The sequence below is a fragment of the Christensenella intestinihominis genome, assembly GCF_001678845.1.
Classification (GTDB): domain Bacteria; phylum Bacillota; class Clostridia; order Christensenellales; family Christensenellaceae; genus Christensenella; species Christensenella intestinihominis.
The window spans coordinates 469,638-491,240 of sequence record NZ_MAIQ01000001.1 but is presented as its reverse complement, the minus strand read 5'-3'; the positions used below and the strand labels follow the sequence as shown (position 1 = coordinate 491,240).

Annotated in this window: 20 protein-coding genes and 4 tRNA genes; 20 read left to right on the top strand and 4 right to left on the bottom strand. The window is 51.2% G+C overall.

Annotated elements, in window-relative coordinates; genetic code table 11:
* Nucleotides 1-74 precede the first annotated feature (74 nt).
* The 5 genes from rph to BBD38_RS02320 all read left to right on the top strand — a co-directional run bounded on the left by rph (nucleotide 75) and on the right by BBD38_RS02320 (nucleotide 4,125).
* Nucleotides 75-800 carry a ribonuclease PH gene (gene rph / locus BBD38_RS02340; RefSeq protein WP_066684241.1) on the top strand — a complete coding sequence of 242 codons (726 nt, stop codon included), beginning with the start codon at nucleotides 75-77 and terminating at the stop codon, nucleotides 798-800.
* Entirely contained in the window at nucleotides 797-1,381 is a 585-nt protein-coding gene (locus BBD38_RS02335) for an XTP/dITP diphosphatase (protein ID WP_066684029.1), read from the top strand. The genes rph and BBD38_RS02335 overlap by 4 nt, the downstream gene beginning before the upstream one ends.
* A complete protein-coding gene (locus tag BBD38_RS02330) occupies nucleotides 1,382-1,870 on the top strand; it encodes a metallophosphoesterase family protein (protein WP_066684027.1) in 489 nt (162 codons plus the stop codon). It begins immediately after the preceding gene.
* Nucleotides 1,871-1,986: 116 nt separating this feature from the next.
* Complete coding sequence (locus BBD38_RS02325) at nucleotides 1,987-3,201, top strand: chloride channel protein (protein WP_172807735.1); 1,215 nt, start codon at nucleotides 1,987-1,989, stop codon at nucleotides 3,199-3,201.
* Nucleotides 3,202-3,372: 171 nt separating this feature from the next.
* The gene (locus tag BBD38_RS02320) at nucleotides 3,373-4,125 is read left to right on the top strand and encodes a GntR family transcriptional regulator (protein ID WP_066684023.1); all 753 of its coding nucleotides are present in this window, start codon (nucleotides 3,373-3,375) and stop codon (nucleotides 4,123-4,125) included.
* Between the two features lie 89 nt (nucleotides 4,126-4,214).
* Here BBD38_RS02320 and BBD38_RS02315 read toward each other — a convergent pair whose 3' ends face one another.
* The gene (locus BBD38_RS02315) at nucleotides 4,215-5,492 is read right to left on the bottom strand and encodes a glycosyltransferase family 2 protein (RefSeq protein WP_235829077.1); all 1,278 of its coding nucleotides are present in this window, start codon (nucleotides 5,490-5,492) and stop codon (nucleotides 4,215-4,217) included.
* 321 nt (nucleotides 5,493-5,813) lie between these two features.
* On the opposite strand from BBD38_RS02315, the gene BBD38_RS02310 reads away from it, so the two are divergent.
* From BBD38_RS02310 to BBD38_RS02295, 4 genes are all read left to right on the top strand, one after another.
* Nucleotides 5,814-5,890, top strand: a tRNA-Arg gene (locus BBD38_RS02310).
* Between the two features lie 18 nt (nucleotides 5,891-5,908).
* A tRNA-His gene (locus tag BBD38_RS02305) sits at nucleotides 5,909-5,985 on the top strand.
* Between the two features lie 22 nt (nucleotides 5,986-6,007).
* Nucleotides 6,008-6,082, top strand: a tRNA-Gln gene (locus tag BBD38_RS02300).
* 77 nt (nucleotides 6,083-6,159) lie between these two features.
* Nucleotides 6,160-6,235 (top strand) — tRNA-Lys (locus BBD38_RS02295).
* A gap of 698 nt (nucleotides 6,236-6,933) precedes the next feature.
* Here the strand turns inward: BBD38_RS02295 and BBD38_RS15020 are convergent.
* On the bottom strand, nucleotides 6,934-7,068 hold the full coding sequence (locus tag BBD38_RS15020; protein ID WP_268873169.1) for a hypothetical protein: 135 nt from the start codon (nucleotides 7,066-7,068) through the stop codon (nucleotides 6,934-6,936).
* Between the two features lie 103 nt (nucleotides 7,069-7,171).
* Between BBD38_RS15020 and BBD38_RS02290 the strand changes: the two genes are divergently transcribed.
* From BBD38_RS02290 to BBD38_RS02270, 5 genes are all read left to right on the top strand, one after another.
* A complete protein-coding gene (locus BBD38_RS02290) occupies nucleotides 7,172-7,372 on the top strand; it encodes a hypothetical protein (protein WP_066684019.1) in 201 nt (66 codons plus the stop codon).
* Nucleotides 7,373-7,593: 221 nt separating this feature from the next.
* The gene (locus BBD38_RS02285) at nucleotides 7,594-8,766 is read left to right on the top strand and encodes an iron-containing alcohol dehydrogenase (RefSeq protein WP_066684018.1); all 1,173 of its coding nucleotides are present in this window, start codon (nucleotides 7,594-7,596) and stop codon (nucleotides 8,764-8,766) included.
* A 96-nt stretch (nucleotides 8,767-8,862) separates the two neighbouring features.
* Complete coding sequence (locus BBD38_RS02280; protein ID WP_066684017.1) at nucleotides 8,863-9,978, top strand: exonuclease SbcCD subunit D; 1,116 nt, start codon at nucleotides 8,863-8,865, stop codon at nucleotides 9,976-9,978.
* Nucleotides 9,975-12,416 carry an AAA family ATPase gene (locus tag BBD38_RS02275; protein WP_066684015.1) on the top strand — a complete coding sequence of 814 codons (2,442 nt, stop codon included), beginning with the start codon at nucleotides 9,975-9,977 and terminating at the stop codon, nucleotides 12,414-12,416. Before BBD38_RS02280 ends, BBD38_RS02275 begins: the two co-directional genes overlap by 4 nt.
* Before the next feature lie 71 nt (nucleotides 12,417-12,487).
* Nucleotides 12,488-12,919, top strand: a complete 432-nt coding sequence (locus BBD38_RS02270) for a DUF7832 domain-containing protein (protein WP_066684013.1) — start codon at nucleotides 12,488-12,490, stop codon at nucleotides 12,917-12,919.
* 34 nt (nucleotides 12,920-12,953) lie between these two features.
* Here BBD38_RS02270 and BBD38_RS02265 read toward each other — a convergent pair whose 3' ends face one another.
* Nucleotides 12,954-14,633, bottom strand: coding sequence for a peptidase U32 family protein (locus BBD38_RS02265; protein ID WP_066684011.1), 1,680 nt, complete (start codon nucleotides 14,631-14,633; stop codon nucleotides 12,954-12,956).
* A 115-nt stretch (nucleotides 14,634-14,748) separates the two neighbouring features.
* Here BBD38_RS02265 and typA point away from each other — a divergent pair, with 115 nt between their 5' ends.
* Entirely contained in the window at nucleotides 14,749-16,563 is a 1,815-nt protein-coding gene (gene typA / locus BBD38_RS02260; protein WP_066684010.1) for a translational GTPase TypA, read from the top strand.
* A 71-nt stretch (nucleotides 16,564-16,634) separates the two neighbouring features.
* The gene (locus tag BBD38_RS02255; RefSeq protein WP_207644619.1) at nucleotides 16,635-17,189 is read left to right on the top strand and encodes a class I SAM-dependent methyltransferase; all 555 of its coding nucleotides are present in this window, start codon (nucleotides 16,635-16,637) and stop codon (nucleotides 17,187-17,189) included.
* A 41-nt stretch (nucleotides 17,190-17,230) separates the two neighbouring features.
* Here BBD38_RS02255 and BBD38_RS02250 read toward each other — a convergent pair whose 3' ends face one another.
* On the bottom strand, nucleotides 17,231-17,806 hold the full coding sequence (locus BBD38_RS02250; RefSeq protein ID WP_066684008.1) for a flavodoxin family protein: 576 nt from the start codon (nucleotides 17,804-17,806) through the stop codon (nucleotides 17,231-17,233).
* Between the two features lie 191 nt (nucleotides 17,807-17,997).
* On the opposite strand from BBD38_RS02250, the gene BBD38_RS02245 reads away from it, so the two are divergent.
* The 4 genes from BBD38_RS02245 (at nucleotide 17,998) to BBD38_RS02235 (ending at nucleotide 21,565) form a co-directional block, all read left to right on the top strand.
* On the top strand, nucleotides 17,998-19,134 hold the full coding sequence (locus tag BBD38_RS02245; protein ID WP_066684006.1) for a sodium ion-translocating decarboxylase subunit beta: 1,137 nt from the start codon (nucleotides 17,998-18,000) through the stop codon (nucleotides 19,132-19,134).
* Between the two features lie 16 nt (nucleotides 19,135-19,150).
* Nucleotides 19,151-19,276 (top strand): hypothetical protein, encoded by a 126-nt coding sequence (locus BBD38_RS15015; RefSeq protein ID WP_268873168.1) that lies wholly within the window; start codon nucleotides 19,151-19,153, stop codon nucleotides 19,274-19,276.
* Between the two features lie 59 nt (nucleotides 19,277-19,335).
* Entirely contained in the window at nucleotides 19,336-19,935 is a 600-nt protein-coding gene (locus tag BBD38_RS02240; protein ID WP_147568045.1) for a 4Fe-4S double cluster binding domain-containing protein, read from the top strand.
* 145 nt (nucleotides 19,936-20,080) lie between these two features.
* Entirely contained in the window at nucleotides 20,081-21,565 is a 1,485-nt protein-coding gene (locus BBD38_RS02235) for a C40 family peptidase (RefSeq protein WP_066684002.1), read from the top strand.
* The last annotated feature ends 38 nt before the right edge of the window (nucleotides 21,566-21,603 follow it).

Here is a 21,603-nt window from a genome sequence, read left to right as displayed (position 1 = left end):
TATTATACCACATCTGATTGTGTGAACACAGGAATTGTGTTAAAATGAACGCAGCAAATAAGCGGGAGAAAATGATGAGAGACAACGGAAGAAAAACGGATGAACTGCGCCCTTTGGACATTGAAGTAAATATACTGAAGAATGCGCAGGGGAGCGCGTTAATCAGCACGGGGAACACACTGGTTTTATGTACGGCAATGCTCGAAGATGGCGTGCCGCCGTTCCTTGCGGAAACGGGCGACGGATGGCTGACGGCGGAGTATTCCATGATGCCGGCTTCAACGCCCCACCGGAAAAAGCGCGACGGGGCAAAGCAGGATGGGCGGAGCGTGGAAATACAACGGCTGATTGGCCGTTCCTTGCGCAGCGTATGTGATTTTAAGGGGATGGGCGAATATACGGTTTACATTGACTGCGACGTGCTGAACGCGGACGGAGGGACGCGTACCGCCTCAATCAGCGGCGCATTTGTTGCCGCGGCGCTTTGCATCGATAAAGCGATGAAACGGGGGTTAATTAAAAAGTCCCCGCTTAAAAAGCATATTGCCGCAGTATCTGCAGGGATTGTAGGCGATGTTCCCATGCTTGATTTATGCTATACGGAGGACAGCGGCGCACAGGCGGATATGAATATGATTGCGGCGGATGACGGGAACATTGGGGAAATACAAATCTGCGGGGAAAAGCGCACGGTTACGGAAAAGGAATTCATGAAGCTGATGGCCCTGTGCAAAAAAGGCATCAGGGAGATTATTACGAGCCAGAAAGAAATTTTGAAGGAAGAGGGAATTATAATATGAGACAGCTGATTATCGCGACCAATAACCAGGGAAAGGTCAGGGAGATCAAAGCGATCCTTGGAAATTTTTACGATGAGATAAAATCTTTAAAAGACGCCGGGATTGCGGCCGATGTGGTGGAGGATGGAGACAGCTTCCATGCAAACGCGAGGAAAAAAGCCGTAGAAATCAGTGAAATGGTGGAAGGCGATGTGCTGGCGGATGATTCCGGCCTGTGCGTGGAAGCGCTCGATATGGCGCCGGGCATCTATTCGGCGCGTTTTTCGGGCGAAGGCGCAAACGATGAAAAGAACAACGCCAAGCTTCTGTCTATGGTGAAGGACAAGGAGAACCGCCGCGCATGGTTTGTGTGCGCCCTGGTGCTTGCAAACGGCGGAAAAGAAAAACTGTATGTGGAAGAGCGTGCGGAAGGGAAGATTATTGACGAGCCGCGCGGACAAAACGGATTTGGCTACGATCCTCTTTTTTATGTGGAAGAATATGGACAAACCTTTGCGGAGATTCCGCCGGAAGTGAAAAACAAAATCAGCCATCGCGCCAAGGCGCTCGCAAAGCTTCAGGAAAAAGTACGGGAGATGTAAGTGGAACAGTATATACATGCCCTTGTATTAAGCGATACGCATGGAAATAAAGGGGCAATCGACGCGGTTTTGGGGCAAAACCGTGATGTGGAATACATTTTTCATCTGGGCGATCATATACGGGACGCCCGCTATATCGACCAGAACACGCGCGCCAGGGTTGTTTGTGTAAAAGGGAACTGCGACGTGGGCGATGCGGGCAATACGGAAGATACAATCGTTTTGATGGGACAGAAGATATTGCTCGCGCACGGGCATCTTTACAAGGTGAAATATTCGTATGACCGATTGTTTTACCATGCCCGGGAATGCGCCGCGGCGGCCGCACTGTTCGGGCATACGCACAGGCAATACTGCGAGTATGAGGACGGCCTTTGGATGGTGAATCCGGGAAGCGCCGGCGCTTCGCATGACGGGAATATCTGTTATGCGACCATGCTGATTGGCAAGATGGGCGTTGTCCCCAAGCTGAAAACATTAAAAGTATAAAAGACAGGCCGGGACAGGGCCTGTTTTTTGTTTATATGCATACGCCGCCGGGTAACATAAAAAGGAACGGATGGTCGGCTGGTATGCATAAATTTTGGAGTAAAGCCACACCTTATTTGAAATCATTTTTAAGATGGGTCCTGTGTTCGGTTGCGGTGGGGGCCGCAGCGGGAACAATCGGCTCTGTTTTTTGTATCCTGATTAACCAAAGCTCACAATTTTTCACGGAACATAATTGGCTGGTCTGGTTGCTGCCGGTTGGCGGCATTTGTATTGTTCTGCTGTACCGATGGTGCAAAAAAAGCCACGACAATGGAACGGACACCGTAATTTTTTCCGTACGGAGAACGGACCGTATTCCTTCCGTTATGGTGCCCCTTATCTTTATCAGCACGCTTCTTACACGTGCCTTCGGCGGATCGGTCGGCACGGAAGGGGCGGCGATCCAGCTTGGCGGTGGGCTTGCATCAACGCTGGGCAGGCTGTTCCGTATGACTGCAAAGGAAAAGAAGATTATGATTATGTGCGGAATCAGCGCCGGTTTTGCAGCGGTGGTGGGAACGCCCGTCACCGCAATTGTTTTGGCGCTGGAACTTGCAGGCATCGGCGTGGTTTTTTATTCGGCCCTCCTGCCCTGCGCCTTGTCGTCCGTTACGGGTTTTTTAATCGCTTCCGCGTTCCGCATCGATTTTCCGCGTTATATGCTGGAGGGAATTCCGGCCCTCGGCCCCATATCGATTATACAGGTGGTTATCCTGGCGGCATTATGCGGACTCGTCAGCATTTTGTTTTGCGTTGCGCTTCGGAAATCAAAGCAGTTTTACGAACATGTTTTTCCTGGTAAAATGCCGCGCATCATAGCGGGTGGTCTTATTATTGTGGGGCTGACTTACCTGGCGGGGAATAACCTGTATAATGGAGACAGTATTGGCCTTATTGGCGCGGCGGTGAACGGGACCTCCGCGCCGCAGGATTTTTTATGGAAAATTGTATTTACCGCCCTCACGATCGGCGCCGGATATAAAGGAGGGGAAATCGTTCCGACCTTTGTGATTGGAGCGACCTTCGGCGGTTTTGCCGGGAACCTGCTGGGGCTTTCGCCATCGATGGGCGCGGGGATTGGGCTGGTCTCTGTATTTTGCGGAGCGGTGAACTGCCCGCTGACCGCGTTCGTACTGGGGCTGGAAGTATTTGGATCGGGAGCAGGACTGTTTTTCCTGCTGGCTTGTGCGGTCAGCTATGTTTTTTCGGGCTACTACGGGATTTATCCCAGCCAGAAGATATGGTTTGACAAACTGCGGGCGGTATTTGTGGGAAGGAACGCCGAATAAGGGAAAACGGAAAGCTGTTTTAATTAATATAAGGCCCGGCATACCCGGACCGGGCAGGCTGAAAACCCCGCCTGAATTTTTTATAGTGTGTTTGAAATGACGGTATAAATGCTGTATAATAAATTATTATCTACATAGAAATTTATATGGTATTTGAAAGGGTCACAAAGCATGAATTCTGTATATTATCAGCTGAAATTGGACCGTGATATTCCTGTTCCGCTTTACTATCAGCTGAAACAGTTTATGATTCAAAATATCGAAAATGGGAAGCTCAAAGAAGGCGACGCCGTTCCGACCGAGGAAGAGCTTTGCGAGATTCTCAATATCAGCAGGGCCACGATCCGCCAGGCATTCAGTGAATTGGTGACGGAGGGGCATTTGAAACGCCAGAAGGCCAAGGGAACCTTTATCGCAAAGCCCAAAGTGGAAGGCCGTTTTTTCCAGGTGATTGAAAGCTTTAATGACGAAATGAGGAAAAAGGGCCTGCAGCCGTCCTCTATGGTTGTGGATTCGGGAACGATGAACGACAGGGAAGTGCTCGAGCAACTGGGGCTTGATGGCCGCTCGTCCTGCGTGTATATCAACCGCGTGCGTTATGCAAACAATGATCCGATGGTATATGCGCGCACCTATCTTCCGTCGAGGCCCTTCAAGGAGCTTTTGAAGGTAGACCTCGGAAAGCACTCCCTTTATAAAACGATGGAGGAAAAATTCGGGATTGTGGTACACCGGGTTTCGAGGAGACTGCAAGTGGGGCTGGCGGACGGGGAACTCTCCAAGCTGCTTGCAATACCGGAAGGGTCGCCGATCTATGTGGTCTATACGCTTTCCTATACGAAGGATGGCACGCCCGTAGAATATTCGATTGCAAAATATCGGGGAGACCTCAACGAATTCCGTATCGATCTCGAAAGGGGATAAAGGGCGCCTGCGTAAGGCTGTCTGCTAAAACGGATAAATAAAAAGAATCCATCGTACAAAATATGATGGATTCTTTTTCATCCGCTTTTTTATGAGCGTTCGAAATCTTCAATTGATTTTGAGATATTGTGCGGGATCGGGTCCCAGCCGATCTTCTTGAACAGGGCGGCAATGGAAATCGGGATATAGGTGAGGATGAAGAACGGAAAAGAAAATGTATACAGGATTTTCTTCACCGCGCTTGTGTCGTGGATTTCCTTCCATTCCGTAACCGTGGTAATCAGCCCTACAAGGAACAGCATAATGTAGAAGTTGAACAGCGACGAAAAAATAGCCGAGGTAGTGGTGGAAAACACAAGATGCTGGATATAGAAGCTGCTTCCCATCATGCCGTTTATGAGGAAGCATGCGTTCACCAAAATGCTCGCGAGGGATACGAAGATTGCCGGGGCAATTGTGATGAACATGTCATAGCAGGCAAACCGCCGCTCGACGGCAAAGCCTTTCAGGAGCCCTTTTGTGTATTTCCCCAGAACCTGGTAGAAACCCTTGGACCAACGCAAACGCTGCGTCCAGGATTGCTTCCATGTGCACGGCTGTTCATCATAAATCTTTGCATCGCCGCAATAGCCGATGGTTTCCCCGTCGATGATGCTGTCAACGGAAAATTCAATATCTTCCGTAAGCAAATGATGCTTCCAACCATGGTTTTTCTGGATTATGTCATTATGGATCAGGAAGCCGGTTCCGGAAATCGCACAGCTCGTTTTGAGCATCATACGCGGGTTGTTGAGGTATTTCGATTCGCGGAGGAACCACAGGGAATAACCGGCGGAAATCCAATTGGTGCCGTAGTTTTTGGAATTGCGGTAGCAGGTGAGCACACGGTAGCCCTGGTCGAAGAGCTTGTTCATCTCCGCTACGTAATTTTCGTCGAGAAGGTTGTCGGCGTCGAATACGAAATATCCTTCAAAAGCATTTTTGCCATAGTCACGCTTAATGGCATTCAGGGCATAGCTTAAGGCGTAACCCTTTCCGACATATTTTTTGTTATAGCGCTCGTAGACATGCGCGCCCGCCTTTTCGGCGACCGCTGCCGTATTGTCTGTGCAGTTATCGGCAACAACAAAGATATCGATTTTATCCTGCGGATATTTTTGCTTTTTGATACTGCTGATGAGTTGGCCAATCACTGCGCTTTCATTGCGGGCCGCGATCAGCACTGCAAAATGATGATTCTTTCCCGCAGGAACGGGTTTTTTCGGCTTCCTGAAAAGCGCGACCACAACATAGATTGCCTGATAAAAATAGAGTGCGGTGAAAAGTATGAACATTGCTAAATTGAAGTTTGTGATAAACGATAACAAATTAAGCCCTCCTTCGCCATGTACGGCCATTTTTTAATGAACCGTCTTTTTCACACAAGTTCAGATTATAGCACAGTAGTATGTCAAAATCCATGTGTAAATTCTGAACATTTCATTACAATTTGTATTTTGCCTATATTTCTAGATTGATACCCCGTTTGCGAAGGTAGAATAATTAAAATATGAATAAACAGCGGCCCATAAAGATTTCCTGTCATGGAAATATGGAAAATCGATTGACTTTTCAAGGGGCGTTTGCTATAATTTTTAATTGTCAGCCGAGGCTGGAATGTTTTAACGACGTTGCGCCACAAGTGCTATGCGCCTGTAGCTCAGTTGGATAGAGCAACGGCCTTCTAAGCCGTGTGTCAGGGGTTCGAATCCCTTCAGGCGCGCCATAAAGATAATTGAACATGGTGGGTATAGCCCAGTTGGTTAGAGCGCCAGGTTGTGGCCCTGGAGGTCGTGGGTTCGAATCCCACTACTCACCCCATTTTTCTTTTATCTTTAGTCATTGGGGTATCGCCAAGCGGTAAGGCACTGGATTTTGATTCCAGCATTCGTAGGTTCAAATCCTGCTACCCCAGCCAAAAAAATATTTGCAGATGAAAAAAAGCTATACACATTTCTGCAGTTATGATATAATAATTCACGGTTCATGTGAAATGACCCACTAGCTCAGGTGGTAGAGCACTTGACTTTTAATCAAGGTGTCCGGAGTTCGAGTCTCCGGTGGGTCACCACGTCGCGGCAAGTTCCGCGATTTCAAAGCCCTCGCAAAGCGAGGGCTTTTTCATGCTCCACTGCCGCTCCTTTTCCCCGCCGAACTCATTTCGCTAACGCTCCATTCGAGTTCAGCGGGGCCCCGTTTTGTCTGCCTCTGTTTTGTATTAATGAAAACACGGAAAAGCCCGTAACCATGGAGGTCGCGGGCTTTTCTCATATCTGCGTACTACTTGATTTTTGGAACGTTTTAGTGGTAAGTGTTCCAGAGGTGTACTGGATCGTATTCCAGCATTCATTTTTCGAGGACGTTTTCGTCTCCTGAATTTGCCTTTTGCGGAGCAAAACCAAGGATATTATCCATTGCCGCGGTTGCCCTTTGCTTGATCACGAGGGTGCTGTCAATATACTGATCACTGGTTATTTTGACGCTTGAATGGCGCATAGTTTTTGATAGCGTAACAATGTTGACACTGTTTTCCTGCATCAAGGTGCCATAGGTATACTGGGGGCGCGGAAGTGAAAAAGCGAAATCCCCGATACAATGAAATGCATCAGGGATTCCTAAAAATTACCCATTGGCTTGAACCTCCAAGCCTTCTATATAATCGCCGTAGCGTTACTTATAAATTAAACGGTAAATATGAACCCTAATCAAAGAAAAGATGAACAATTTGTAAATAGTTCAGATCAGGGGAAATTTGCCGAAGAACGCGGCTTATAGCAGTATAGCGAAAAACCACCACAGCATAAGGCCGATGCCGATCAGGAAAAGCCACCACAGCACCTTAAGCTTGATGAGGAGCCATACAAAGGCAATAATTAATACGATGGGTATAATAATCAAGAACATACATGTTTCCTCCTGTTATTGGTAGGGAATAGATAACCACGGTTTCCGGGGCTGAAACAAAACATAGCAAAACCTCTCACATCTAATAGATGGAGGGGATGTTATGGATAAGAATATATTCGATCAGGCATGGCTGTTGTATCAGATGACAAAAATTAAAATTGACGAAGTGAGGAAAGCAAAATGTTTTCGGCAGCCGGTTCCGGTGGCAGGACATGAGGAAACAATAGGCTTCCTGCAAGAGGTGGCGGATGTACTGTTTTTTATACTGACAAAGGAGGATAAAGAGGGGCGTTTTTTCTGATCCCCGGCAAATAGAAGCGAAGCGTACCCATATTGTTACCACACTGCCCAGTCTTATCGAACGGCCTGTGCTTAAATGCCACGTAGGCGGGTCTTTTTTGCCTGTCAAAAGCAATAATCCGGAAAAAAGGCCCGGGTGCGGGGAGCGCTCAATTGACATTGTATACATATCATACTAAAATTAAAACATTGAAGTATAAAAAATAATAGGAGGACATCCGTATGGATAATGATGTTTTTTACAACCCGACAAAGGTGATATTTGGGAAGGGAACCGAGCTTCTGTGTGGGGAGGAAGTTGCAAAATACAGCGACAAGGTTCTCCTCCATTATGGAAGCGGCAGCGCTGAACGGTCAGGGCTCCTGAACCGGGTGCGCGCATCCCTGCGGGCCGCAAACATTACGGTTTACGAGCTTGGGGGAGTGAAAGCAAATCCACGGCTTGACCTGGTTTATGAAGGAATTAATATTTGCCGTTCAAACGGCATCGGTTTCATTCTTGCGGTGGGCGGCGGCAGCGTAATCGATTCCTCGAAAGCGATTGCGTGCGGTACGCCGAACAGCGATGACGTGTGGGACTATTTCCTTGGAAAGAAAACGGCACAGGCATTGCTGCCGGTGGGCGTGATCCTGACCATTCCGGGCGCCGGGAGCGAATCCTCCGACGGGATGGTTATTACAAACGAAAAGACGATGGCAAAGCTCTCTTATGGGGACGACCGCAGTCGGCCTGTGTTTTCCATCCTCAATCCGGAGCTTACCTTTACGGTTCCGGCGTATCATACCGCCGCGGGTATTACGGATGCAATTGCACATGTAATGGAACGGTATTTCACCAGGACGGAGCATACGGACGTGGTGGACCGGATGAGCGAAGCTGTGATGCGCGGCTTGATGCGGAGCGCAAAGAAGGCGGTCACAGACCCGGAGAATTACGACGCGCGTGCGGAGATTATGTGGGCGTGCAAAATTGCCCACGACGGGACTCTCGGAATGGGCCGCGAGGAAGATTGGGGTTCGCACCAGATTGAGCATGAACTCTCGGCAAAATATGACGTATCGCACGGCGCGGGCCTTGCGGTTGTTTTCCCGGCGTGGATGAAATATGTTTACAGGAAATCCCCGAAACGGTTTATCCAGTTTGCGATGCGCGTCTTTGATGTGGAATATGATGTAAATGATCCGGATTGGACGGTTTCGCAGGGGATCAAACGGTTCCTAAGCTTTTTAAAGACGATCAGCATGCCTACCTCCCTGAGGGATATGGGTATCAATGATAAATCGGTACTCGACGAGCTTGCGCACCGTTGTGCGGAAAACAACGACGGGTCGGTTGGGCATTTCGCGGTGCTCAACGAGGCGGATATCCGTAATGTACTCGAATTGGCTTATTAAGCGAAAAAAAGCTCCCGGAATTTCCGGGAGCTTTTTTGTATCCTTGCGCTGGGCCGCCCGGATGAAATATGGTATGATGTTTACGGAGGGAAAACAATGCGGATTTTACATACCTCAGACTGGCATCTGGGCGTTACACTAAATAATGTGTCCCTGCTTGAAGAGCAGCGGCTTTTCCTTGAAAAGCTTTATGAGATTGTGGATGTGGAAAAAATCGACCTGGTTATGATCGCCGGGGATGTTTTCGACCATGCAGTGTCGAATGCGGACGCGATTTCTTTATATAATGAGGCAATGACGGCGCTTTGCGTCGAACGGAAAAAGAAGGTGCTTATTTGTGCCGGAAACCATGATGGAGCGGCGCGCCTTTCCTCGTGCGGCGCGCTTCTGGAACGTGCCGGGCTTTATGTGGCGGGAAGTGTGCGCGATGGAGTAAAACGGGTTGAAACGGAGGACACGGTATTCCACCTGCTCCCGTATTTCTCAATTGACGAGGTGCGCTACCTGTATCCGGAAGATGAAATCAAGAGTTATGATGCGGCGATGCGCGCGGTGATAAGACACATCGGGAAGGACCGGAAAAGAAATAACGTTTTGATTGCCCATTGCTTTGTAACCGGGGCGCAGCCTTCGGAAAGCGACCGTTCCGCAATGGTGGGCGGCGCGAACATGGTGGGGGCGGATGCGTTTGAGGGCTTTGATTATGTTGCGCTGGGGCATCTGCACCGGGCGCAGGAAATCGGCGGGAATGTCCGTTACAGCGGATCGCCCGTTAAGTTTTCTTTTGCCGAAGCAAATACAGAAAAGAGCGTGACGGTTATCGATACCAGCGATTTTTCGCGGCAGGAGGCCGTGCTTTTTATGGAGCATGATCTGCGGGTCGTTAAAGGAAATTACAGCGAAATTTTAGATGCGGCGGAAACGGATGCGCGTCGGGAAGACTATCTGAAAATTGAACTTCTGGACGAATATGCCCATGTCGAAATACTCAATACGCTGAGGAACTATTATCCAAACCTGCTTTCGCTTGTCGGGAAACAATTACATAACACGGAAACATCGCTTTCCATAGAAAAAGCGGCAAGCCTTCATCCCGAAGATATTATGATGATGTTTTACCGGGAATATACGGGCGAGGAGCCAAATGAAAACCAGATGAAATGGTTCCGGAAAGCAATTGAAGCCGAACAAAAAGGCGGTGACGCGCAATGATGCCGGAACTGCTGAGCTTTGAAGCCTTCGGGCCTTACGTAAATAAACAGGAAATCGATTTTCATGCGTTTGAAAAAGCAGGGCTGTTTTTAATCCATGGGAAAACGGGAGCCGGAAAAACAACCGTGCTGGATGCAATGACCTATGCCTTGTTTGGGGAAAGCAGCGGCGGCGGGCGCGGAGATATCGCCGCGATGCGAAGCGATTTTGCGGCGGATGACCGGGATACGAAGGTGGATTTTATCTTTTGCACCAACGGAAGGCAATACCGGTTTACGCGCGAAGTACGGGTTCGTACCAAGCGCAATGGTGAAAAAGAGCTTCAATCCGCACAAAATGCTTTTTTCAAAAATGACGCGGGGGAATTTGAACCGTTTTTTGAAAACCCGGGGATAAAAAATGTGCGCCAAAAGGCAGAGGAGATTCTGGGACTAACCTATGAACAGTTCCGCCAGGTTGTGCTCCTTCCGCAAGGGAAGTTTGAGCAGCTGTTGGTTGCGGATTCCGCAGAAAAAGAAAAGATACTGGTAACGCTTTTCAAGGCGGAGCGGTGGCAGAAAATTACGGATTGGCTTTGTGCGCAGGCGCTTGAATTGAAGCATATCCGCGATGGGGTAGAGCAAAGCCTGCAGACGGTTCTGCGTCAATATGACTGTGAAACGGAAGGGGAGCTTGGGAAGCTTTTGCTGTCGCAGAAGGAATTGCTTGCGGAGCAGGAGAAAAACTGTACGAACGCTTCTATGCAACTTGAGGCTGCCGAAAAAGCACTGAAAAACGCGCAGGCAATCCAGGCGTTGTTTGAGGAATGGGAACAGGCCCGGAAAAAGGAGGACGAGGCGGGCGCGCAGGAAGCCGCGATGCGCGGACTTGAAGTGCGGTGCGCGCAGGCGGAAAACGCGGCGCAGTTGATGCCGGAGCGCCGCGAGGTTACGGCCTTCCAGCAGCAATGGAAGGAATATGAGAAGAAGTCCGGCGAAGCCGGGACGCAGGCAGAACGCCTCAAACAACAGTTGGATCGTTGCGCGGCACTGATCGGCGGGTACGCGGAACGCTCACAGCATGACAAGGCAAAGAAAGCAGGGGAAAAAGAGGCGCTTGAAAAAGAACTGAGACAGGCGGAGGAGGAATATCAGCGGATTTTTTCCGCCTATATGGGAGATGCGGCATATATGCTTGCCGAAACCCTGGAGGAAGGAGCGGCGTGCCCGGTTTGCGGGAATACCCATCATCCGTCTCCGGCGGCGAAGCCGGGGGAAAAAATAACGGAGCAGGACGTGCGGCAGTCGGAAAGCCATATCCAGGCGTTGAGGAAACAGCTTGCAGAAAAAGAAAAAGAACTGTTTTTTATCGAACGGGAAGCGGAAGAATGCAAAAAGGGTATGAGAAAGCTTGGCCTTGAAAAAGGCGGAATACAGGATTTATCCGAAAAGCTTCCCGACCTGAAAGAACTCCTTGAAGATGCGGAAAGGCTGCTGCTGGAATATAAAACAGCGCAGGATTCCCTGCGGCTTTACCGGGAGGAAGGCGCGCGGGCGAAGGCTGTTTTCGACGAAGCGGTCAGCCGTTTTAAAGAAGCCTGTGAAGAGAAAGGGTTTCAAACAGACGAGGAATTCCGTGCGGCATATTTGCCGGAGCGGGAGCTTGCGGAAGCCCGGCAGAAGATACAGGATTATTATGTAACGAAAAAGCTTGCGGAAGAAAGCGCGCGAATCCTTGCGGAAAAATTGCAGGGCGTTAAGCCGGTTGAGCTTGCGCCCCTTCGGGAAGTGTTCGGCCGGTGGGAAAAAGAAAAGAAAGCATCGGAGGCAGCGCTTGCGGAAATACGGGCGGGCTTGGCGTTGCTGGAGAAAGCGGCCGGTGCGGTTGAAGCGTATGAAAAAGAGCTTGAAAAGGCGACTGCAAAATTCGTGGAGTTGGATCAGTTCTCCAAAATATTGAGGGGCTCGAACGGAATCAGCTTGCAGCGCTATGTGCTCGGCGTTATGCTGATGGCGATCACCCAGGAAGCAAATGTCCTGCTCAAAAAAGTGCATGACGGAAGGTATCAGCTTTACCGGTCGGTGGAAGGAGCAGGGCGCGCGCGCAAGGTTGGACTGGGGCTTGAAGTGTTTGACTCCTATTCCGGGGAGCGCCGAAGCGTTAAAAGCCTTTCGGGCGGCGAAAAATTCCTGGTCGCGTTGACACTGTCGCTTGGACTGTCGACCGTCGTGCAGGCCCAAAGCGGGGGGATTCATATTGACGCGCTGTTTATTGACGAAGGATTCGGTTCGCTTGATCCGGCTTCCATTGAAAATGCGCTTGACGTTCTGGCGTGCGTGAGGGGTGGTTCCAAGCTGGTTGGGATTATTTCACATGTCCAGATGCTGAAAGAAAACATTGAAACAACCATCGAAGTGCGGAAAGACCGCGCGGGAAGCGATTTGATAATAAATTGTTAATTTTCGGGACGTCTCCTTGAAATAGAAAAAGCCTTGGAGTATCATGTGTATAAATATGGAGGAGGACGCATATGGCTTTCGATAAAATGGATTGGCACGCAGTGACATTCCCGGACAGCATTCCCTATGAAAATGCGGGAACCCATATCGGAATGTACCTTGCGTGGCTGGTAAATAACGACCTGATTCAGGAAGACTGGCTGGAGGAATTCGCAGACGCGTTTGACCGCGTGCGCAGCCGGGAAATGACGGGCCGCGACCTTTTGATGGAATGCTTTGACGAAACCCTGATGGAAGACCTGATGGTGGAAGAAGCGCTGGAATTCACAGGGGAATATTATGATTCGTCCTATATCGATGATTTTGTAGATGCGCTTGCAAACGAAGGAGTTGATTCGGAATTTGCCGTTTATCTCCATGAGGACACATGGGAAAATTACGACAGGTTGGAACCCGTTATCAACGAAAAATTTGAAAAATGGAGAAATCAGGAACTGGATTAAAAAAAACGCCGGAAGGCGTTTTTTTTAATCCCTGCTATTTGACCCCGCGGGTAAAATGACCGCGCGTAAATTCACCGGGGGGCGTATGCGGCTTTCCCTGCATGGCCTGGCGGTATTCCCGGACCAACCCGGCGCATTGCTTCGGGGATTCCGTTGTGAAAATAAGCCGGAGCACATTTGCGCTGACAGAATCGAGCTTATCCGCCATATAAAGGGGCGCGGAATTGAGGATTGCGACCCGACAGCCGGGGCCGACCCGCAGAATGGGAAAGCTTTTCCCCATGCGGTCCGTAAGAAGGGCTTTTCCCGCCATGGTAGGACAGTGCTTTTTGTCGTTGCAGCGCATAGGGCAATGCGAAGTGGTCATCAGGGTAAGCCTGCCATAGACGATTGCTTCCGTCGGCAAAAGATCGGGCAGGTCGGCGATTTGCGCCGCGTTAAGCTCGACGCTTACGGTTGCGCGTTTATAACCAAGCGAGCGCAGTGCTTTTAAGGTCTGGCCGTTCATTGCATGCAGGGAGGCATCCGATATTTTGCATGCTGCTTCCGTATCCGTAAGCGTGGTAAGCAGCTCGCCGTCAAAATTGAAACGGGAATTACTTTGTTCCCCGTCATGCGAGATAAGCGGATGTGCGCCGATAACCTGCGCATGGTCCCGGGGCAGGTCATTTGCCCAGCTTGCGGAATATGGGACATACAGGATATCCGCCAGCGGCAGGACGGCTTTTGCCTGCTCCGCTGTCAGCACCTGTGCGGCCAGCTTACGGGGCTTTTTACGCTTTCCCTTTTTTAAAGGAACATAAGTGCCGAAAGGGTGGCCTGCGGGAAGGGCGGGCCGTTCTTTCGCCTCGCTTTTCGGAAAAACGGAAGGAATGCTTTTTGCAAAGGGGCGGTCGGTAAATCCCCGGCGGCTGAACACCTTCAAAAGATCGCTTTTATCCTTTTCCGTAACGGGTCTCCCATCGAGCGCCTTGCGGTAAATACGCGTGACCGTCCCTACGTATTGCGCGGGTTTCATGCGACCTTCGATTTTTGCGCTTGCGATCCCGGCCTGCGCGAGCCGGGGGATGTAGTCGATCAGGCAGAGGTCCCGCGGAGAAAGCAAACGGCCCTGCTTCCCATTCGCGGAATAGCCGAGGCGGCAGGGCTGCGCACACAAGCCGCGGTTCGCGCTCCTCCCGCCAAAAAGACTGCTCATCAGGCATTGCCCGGAATAGCAGGCGCACAGCGCGCCATGCACAAACACCTCGAGCTCCGTTTCCGTATTTTCCCGGATGGCGCAAATTTCCGAAAAAGAAAGCTCGCGGGCGAGGACAATACGGCGGAATCCAAGCTTTTGGAGGGCGCGCACATTGGACATATTATGCGCAGTCATCTGTGTGCTTGCGTGCAACGGGAAGGAAGGACAAAGCTCTCTCAGAAGCATTGCACAGCCGAGGTCCTGCACGATAAACGCATCAATTCCCGCCTGCACGGCGGTTCTTGCCGTGTCAAGCCACGCGGGAATTTCGCGGTCCCGCACCAGCGTATTGAGCGCGAGATAGAGCCTTACGCCCGCGGCATGCGCAAAGGACGCCGCCGCGGCAAGGTCGTCAAAATTATCCGCGAGGTTGCGCGCGCTGAAATTTCGGGCGCCGATATAGACTGCGTCTGCGCCGTTTTCCACGGCGGCCTTTAAACTGTCCCACCCGCCGGCAGGTGATAAGAGCTCCATAAGCCCCTCCTTTCTGTTTCCTACCTATTATAACATATACGCGCGTGGGGGAATCCCTTGCGCAGATGTGCTTTTTGGTATATAATAAAGTGTTTTTAAGAAAGGGAGAAATAAAGTGGTAAGAAAAGATTTGAGAAATATTGCAATCATTGCGCACGTCGATCACGGCAAGACGACGCTTGTGGATGAAATGCTGAAGCAAGGCGGCTCCTTCCGGGACAACCAGGTTGTGGCGGAACGCGTAATGGACTCGGGAGATTTGGAGCGTGAACGGGGGATTACGATTCTCGCGAAAAACACCGCGACTTATTATAATGATGTAAAAATAAACATTGTAGACACTCCGGGACATGCGGATTTTGGCGGCGAGGTGGAACGCGTGCTGAAGATGGTAAACGGCGTGCTGCTGCTTGTGGATTCGTTTGAGGGCCCGATGCCGCAGACGCGGTTTGTGCTCCAGAAAGCGCTTGAACTGAATCATCGCGTAATTATCGTAGTGAATAAAATGGACCGGCCGGATGCGCGGCTGAACGATGTGGGGGAAGAAGTGCTGGAACTGCTCCTCGAGCTCGATGCGACGGACGAGCAGCTTGACAGCCCGATTATTTATTGCTCCGGGCGTGAAGGGACCGCAACCATGGACCCCAACCGGAAGGGAACGGATTTGAAGCCCCTTTTCGATACGATACTGGACTATATCCCCGCCCCGGAGGGCGACCCGGACGGCGCGCTCCAGATGCTGGTGTCCTCCATTGATTATAATGATTATGTGGGCAGGATTGCGGTTGGCAGGATTGAGCGCGGGACAATCAAGACGGGGCAGGAGGTTTCCCTGTGCGATTACCATGTGGAAGACCTGTGCACCAACGGCCGGGTTACGGCGATCTATCAATACGACGGCTTGAAGCGTGTGGCGGTGGAGGAAGCAAAAGCCGGCGACATTGTGGCGTTCTCGGGCCTTGAAAACGTAAACATTGGAAACACCGTGTGTGCGCCTTATGAATTCGAGCCGATTCCATTCGTTAAAATATCGGAGCCGACGGTGGAAATGACCTTTTCCGTGAATAACGGGCCGTTTGCCGGCAGGGAAGGCAAGTATGTTACCTCGCGCCACCTGCGCGACCGCCTGATGGCGGAGCTGCGCAAGGACGTTTCCCTGGGGGTGCATGAAACGGAAAGCCCGGAAACCTTTAGGGTCCTCGGACGCGGCGAGATGCATCTTTCGATTCTGATCGAGACGATGCGCCGTGAAGGCTATGAATTTATGGTGGGCGCGCCGAAGGTGCTGTATAAAACCATCGACGGACATATGTGCGAGCCGATCGAGCGCCTGCTTGTCGATGTTCCGGCGGAAAGCGTAGGCAGTGTGATTGAAAAGCTTGGCTCGCGTAAATCGGAAATGGTCCATATGACCCCGCAGGGTGAACGCATGCGGATCGAGTTTAAAATTCCCGCGCGCGGTTTATTTGGTTACCGTGGGGAATTCCTGACGGATACGCGCGGCGAGGGCATCCTCAATACGGTGTTTGACGGCTATGAACCCTATAAGGGCGATATTGAGAAACGTTCCGTGGGCTCGTTGATCGCCTTTGAAACGGGAGACGCCGTAACCTACGGCCTGTATAACGCCCAGGAGCGCGGAACCCTGTTTATCGGAGCGGGCACGCCCGTCTATATGGGAATGGTGGTCGGCTCGTCGCCGAAGAACGAGGACCTTGTGGTGAATGTTTGCAAGAAGAAGCATGCATCCAATGTGCGCGCCTCGGGAAGCGACGATGCGCTGCGGCTGATCCCGCCGAAAAACATGAGTATGGAAGAGATGCTGGAATTTTTGGGCGACGACGAGCTTTTGGAGGTGACTCCCGAAAGCCTGCGCATCCGAAAAAGGATTCTCGATCATCAGCTGAGGATGAAAGCGAACAAAAAATGAAAACGCCCGATGAAGTTTTACGCAATTGCAAAAGGCCGGAAGGAGTTTTGGGGGAACAAACGATCCTTCGCATGAATGAAAGCCACGCGGAGTTGACCGCATGGGGGCTTTCGCATATCGACGTGGGGGATGATGCGGTTATCCTTGACGTTGGCTGCGGAGGGGGAAAAGCGCTTAAACGCCTTTCCGGGCGTGCAAAAAACGGAAGGCTGTTCGGCGTTGATTATTCCGAAACGTCCGTCGGTGTGGCCAGGCGTGAGAACGAGGCGGATATCGCGGGCGGAAAAATGGAAATTATCCACGGAAGCGTTTCCGATTTACCGTTTCGGGACGGTATGTTCGACATCGTCACGACGGTTGAAAGCTATTATTTCTGGCCGGACCTGGCCCATGATTTCCGGGAAGTGCGCCGGGTGATGAAGGATGGAGGCGTTTTTGCGATCATTGCGGAAATGTATAACCATAAGAACCAGAGCGAGGAAGACAAGTACATCGTAAAAACGCTGGAAATGCACAACAATACCCCGGGGGAACTGGAAAATATGCTCCTGGGAGCGGGATTTGCGAAAGTAACCGTAGACACCGATGAAGAAAACGGATGGCTGTGCGCAATAGCGGAAAAATGAAAAAAGCGCAGAAGCGCTTTTTTATTGGCCGATTCCAAAATTCAGTCGGCAAGCCTTTTAAGCATCCACGCCATGTTTTCACCGAGAAGTTTCATGGTTTCAAGGCCCTCCGCGTCCTGTTCCCAGTCGTCCTGGCCGTTTGCCATCATAAAGTTCCAGTGGGAAGAGGTTACGATGGGCATCTGGCTTGCCTGGAACAGGTAGTTGATGGAAGCAAAGGTAAAGGTTTCGCCGGAACGGCGGGCTGCAACGACGGCGGCACCCGGTTTGTTCTTGAGCAGGAACCCGTTGTTGCGGGTTACGCGGCCGAGACGGTCGATCAGGCATTTCGTTTCGGGCGTCATGTTTGCAAAATAGACCGGGGAACCGATGAGGATGCCGTCGGCTTCAATCGCCTTTGTAATAAAATCGTTCATTTCGTCGGTGGCGATGGAGCACCGGCGGTCCGGAATGTTTTTGCAATGGCCGCAGTCGATGCAGCCGCGGAGCGGTTTGCCGCCGACCTGCACGATTTCCGTTTCGATACCGCGGGCGTTCAGTTCGCCACAGGCGAGCGACAGGCTGTGATAGGTATTGCCGCGCTTGTGCGGGCTTCCGTTAAAAGCGATTACTTTCATTCTCAGATTCACCTCCGGTTGTTTTCCACCAGTATAACACAAACGGAGAACCGGAAAACAGAAATATGCTTCCCGGGATGGTGCGGAAGGTCTAAAATTTTTCTAAAATATGTTCTTTTTAAGAAAGGACAATGCTATACTGTTTCTGGATATTGATGCAGTAAATTACAACTACGATAAAGGAGAAACCGATGGAATTTTTGGTAGAAGGTTTTGCCGCGCTCACATGGCAGCAAATCGTTATGTTTGCCGTGGGGGGCGTACTTATTTTCCTTGCGATTTCTAAAAAGCTGGAGCCTGCGCTTCTTTTGCCGATGGGCTTTGGCGCCATCCTGGTGAATATCCCGTTCTCGGGCGCGGTCGACCAGGTTATGTCGGGAATCGGGCCGGTAAACGGAATCATTGATTGGCTGTTCAGCGTAGGGATTTCAGCATCGGAAGCGATGCCGCTTTTGCTTTTTATTGGAATCGGTGCAATGATCGACTTCGGCCCCCTGCTTAAGAACCCCAAGCTGTTATTTTTCGGAGCGGCGGCCCAGTTTGGTATCTTCGCGACGATCTTTGCCGCCTCGGGAATGGGCTTTTCCCTTACGGATGCGGCCTCTATCGGCATTATCGGCGCCGCGGACGGCCCCACCTCGATTCTCGTATCGCAGGTGCTGGGCAGCCAATACGTCGGCGCGATTACGGTTGCGGCGTATTCGTATATGGCCCTTGTGCCCATTATACAGCCGCTTGCGATCAAGCTCGTGACGAGCAAAAAGGAACGCGCGATCAAAATGGAGTATCACGGCGAGGACATCCCGCGGATCGCCAAGATTTTGTTCCCGATTGTGGTGACGCTGATTGCGGGGCTTGTCGCCCCGGCCTCCATTGCGCTTGTCGGGTTCCTGATGTTTGGCAACCTGCTGCGGGAATGCGGGGTGCTGGACTCTCTTTCGGACACGGCGCAAAAGGTGCTGGTGAACCTTATTACCCTGCTTCTCGGCATCACAATCGCGTCCACGATGAAGGCGGAAAATTTTGTTACCCTGCAGACGATTTTTATTATGTGCCTTGGACTCGTGGCGTTCTTCTTCGATACGATTGCGGGGGTTTTGTTTGCAAAGCTCATTAACCTGTTCAGCAGGAAAAAGATCAATCCCATGATCGGTGCGGCAGGAATATCGGCGTTCCCGATGTCCGCGCGGGTCGTCCAGAAGATGGGCCTTGAAGCGAACAACCAGAACCACCTGCTGATGTTTGCGGTAGGGGCGAATGTTTCCGGGCAGATCGCTTCGGTGATTGCCGGCGGCGTAATCCTCGGGCTGGTTCCGGCGCTGATATAGCAGAAAGGAAGAAATTATGGATGCAATCTCAGGTTCCCTCCAGCTTATGTGGCAGGGGATGGTTTCGATCTTTGTGGTAATTGCCGCGATCTGCGTGGCCGTTATTATTGTAAATAAAGTGACGAAAAGGAAGAAGCAATAGGTTTGGACTGCGCGGGAATTTTTCGGGAAAAGAATGTTACATTATATGGAAGCAGCGTATTGCCCCGTGGCTTGCGGGTGTATGAATCGCTGCCTAATGTAATTTCGTTTGCCCTGCCTTTGCCGCAGGCAATTGTGCAGGAGGTGGCGGAAAAGGGCCCGACGAAAACTTATTTCCATCATTACCGTACCTGCAACGCGTATATTGACCATATCTCCTATACGCTTGTGCTGGCGATCAAAGCGGAAGGATATGACGCGCTCTATATTCCGGCTTCCCAATCCGTAAGCGAGGACGGCTACCACGGCCTTTTTCCGCACAAAGCGGCGGCGGTGCTCTGCGGGCTGGGCGGAATTGGAATGAACGATTTGCTGGTTACCCGGCGTTATGGGGCGGGAGTCCGTCTCGGGACGGTGATGACGAACATGCCTGTTGTGCAGGCCGAAGCCGTTGAAAATCCCTGTAACGGGTGCGGGGTGTGTGTGCGGGCGTGCCCGAGCGGGGCCCTTTTTGGAAAGAAATGGGAAGCTGCGGATTCCGTTGAAGCAATGATAGACGTAAGGCTGTGCAGTGCCTATATGAAAAAAACATACCAAGGAATCGGCAGGGGAGCCGTATGCGGAATCTGCATGGCGGCCTGTCCAATCGGGCGGACGTAGCCCGTTTTCCACTGCATAATTTTGAAAAAAATATGAATAACTTATTACGAAACTATTTACAAAACGACCCGAACATTGTATAATAATCAAAGTTATAAGGTGAAATGGTGCTTTATAACTTCCTAAAAAAACAGAGGAGATTAATATGAATCATATTATATCTAATGTTAAAGAGGGCTTTTCCAAAGCATTCAGTGCGGCGAAAAGCAAGCTTTCTCAGGTGAAAAGTTCGGTTTCCAATATCCATGTAAGTAACGGAAAATCAAGAAAGGCTGCAATCCCGTCTGCGGGAAGCACGCGGGCAAAGATTACCATGCAGCGGCCGGCACGGCACCAGACGCGGCGGTATACGGCGCGGCGGGTGAACCAGAAACGGTTTACGGCGGTTGTGGCAATTGCGGTTGTGGCAATTATGGTTCCGGTTATGGTTATGGCCGCAAACGGAGACACCGCACAGGTGGAGCCCGAGGCACCGGAAATGGTGCAGGTTGCAGAATATAATGTAAACGCACCGGCAGAGGTAGCTGCTCCGGAAGCTGAGCCGGTATTAACAGATACGACGCAGGCGGCTGTTGAAGAGACAACGGTGGCGGCGGGCGAAGAGGACGCGGCAGTGGCAGGGACGGCGGAAGAACCGACCCCAAGCCCGGAACCGACCCCGGAGCCGACTCCCCAATATGTTATGCTGACGGAAGGAATGAACGATGCTTCCGTACCGGCGCTGCAGCAGAGGTTGATGGACCTCTATTATATGGGCGCCGATGAAACGACGGATTATTACGGACCACAGACGGCACAGGCAATCAAATATTTCCAGAGAAAACATGGACTTGCAGTCGATGGGGCGGCAGGGCCGGAAACGCAGGCATTGCTGTTCTCTGACCAGGCAAAGGAATATTCGATGGCGCTGGGCGCGGAGGGTTATGATGTAGAGCGGATGCAGGAACGCCTGATGGCGCTGGGCTATCCGATTTCAACCACAAGCGGCTATTTCGGCGAAGAAACCGAAAAAGCGGTGAAGTATTTCCAGAGAATGAACGGTCTTACGGACGACGGCAGCGTCGGCCATATGACGGAAGAGTTGATTTATTCGGGCGAAGCTGAAAAAGCCCTTGAATATGAAGCGCCGAAAAAGGAAAGCGGAAGCAGTTCCTCCGGCAATAAAGGAAACGGCGGTTCTTCCGGCGGCGGAAACAAGGGCGGCGGTTCGTCAGGCGAAAGCTCCTCCGGCGGTTCGTCAGGCGGCGGTGGCGGTTCATCCTATACGGCTAACCCGGGTTCTGTAGAAGCCTTTATCGATGTGGCGCTGGCGCAGGTCGGAAAAGGTTATACGCTTGGTGCGAAAGGCCCCGACGAATTTGACTGCTCCGGGTTCGTATATTATGCCCTTAAGCAGAGCGGCAACGGGATTGGTTATATGACGTCCGGCGGTTGGGCGAGTTCCGGTTATACGACGGTGGGCTGGGATGACCTGCAGCGCGGCGATATCGTGTGTGTTTCAGGACATGTGGCGATTTACCTTGGCGACGGCCAGGTGGTCGACGCTTCCTCCGGACAGGATGCGATTGTTGTGAGAAATATGGGTTCGTGGTTCCAGAGCCGCTTTATTTGCGGAAAGAGACCGCTGTAAGAGTTCCAGGAACAATGATAAGAACGGATGCAAAAGCG

What these genes read in the sequence shown, in the direction of transcription:
- rph (WP_066684241.1), top strand. Translation starts at nt 75, where the DNA reads ATGAGAGACAACGGAAGAAAAACGGATGAACTGCGCCCTTTGGACATT.
- BBD38_RS02335 (WP_066684029.1), top strand. Translation starts at nt 797, where the DNA reads ATGAGACAGCTGATTATCGCGACCAATAACCAGGGAAAGGTCAGGGAG.
- BBD38_RS02320 (WP_066684023.1), top strand. Translation starts at nt 3,373, where the DNA reads ATGAATTCTGTATATTATCAGCTGAAATTGGACCGTGATATTCCTGTT.
- BBD38_RS15020 (WP_268873169.1), bottom strand. Translation starts at nt 7,068, where the DNA reads ATGTTCTTGATTATTATACCCATCGTATTAATTATTGCCTTTGTATGG.
- BBD38_RS02290 (WP_066684019.1), top strand. Translation starts at nt 7,172, where the DNA reads ATGGATAAGAATATATTCGATCAGGCATGGCTGTTGTATCAGATGACA.
- BBD38_RS02285 (WP_066684018.1), top strand. Translation starts at nt 7,594, where the DNA reads ATGGATAATGATGTTTTTTACAACCCGACAAAGGTGATATTTGGGAAG.
- BBD38_RS02280 (WP_066684017.1), top strand. Translation starts at nt 8,863, where the DNA reads ATGCGGATTTTACATACCTCAGACTGGCATCTGGGCGTTACACTAAAT.
- BBD38_RS02275 (WP_066684015.1), top strand. Translation starts at nt 9,975, where the DNA reads ATGATGCCGGAACTGCTGAGCTTTGAAGCCTTCGGGCCTTACGTAAAT.
- BBD38_RS02270 (WP_066684013.1), top strand. Translation starts at nt 12,488, where the DNA reads ATGGCTTTCGATAAAATGGATTGGCACGCAGTGACATTCCCGGACAGC.
- BBD38_RS02265 (WP_066684011.1), bottom strand. Translation starts at nt 14,633, where the DNA reads ATGGAGCTCTTATCACCTGCCGGCGGGTGGGACAGTTTAAAGGCCGCC.
- BBD38_RS02255 (WP_207644619.1), top strand. Translation starts at nt 16,635, where the DNA reads ATGAATGAAAGCCACGCGGAGTTGACCGCATGGGGGCTTTCGCATATC.
- BBD38_RS02250 (WP_066684008.1), bottom strand. Translation starts at nt 17,806, where the DNA reads ATGAAAGTAATCGCTTTTAACGGAAGCCCGCACAAGCGCGGCAATACC.
- BBD38_RS02245 (WP_066684006.1), top strand. Translation starts at nt 17,998, where the DNA reads ATGGAATTTTTGGTAGAAGGTTTTGCCGCGCTCACATGGCAGCAAATC.
- BBD38_RS15015 (WP_268873168.1), top strand. Translation starts at nt 19,151, where the DNA reads ATGGATGCAATCTCAGGTTCCCTCCAGCTTATGTGGCAGGGGATGGTT.
- BBD38_RS02235 (WP_066684002.1), top strand. Translation starts at nt 20,081, where the DNA reads ATGAATCATATTATATCTAATGTTAAAGAGGGCTTTTCCAAAGCATTC.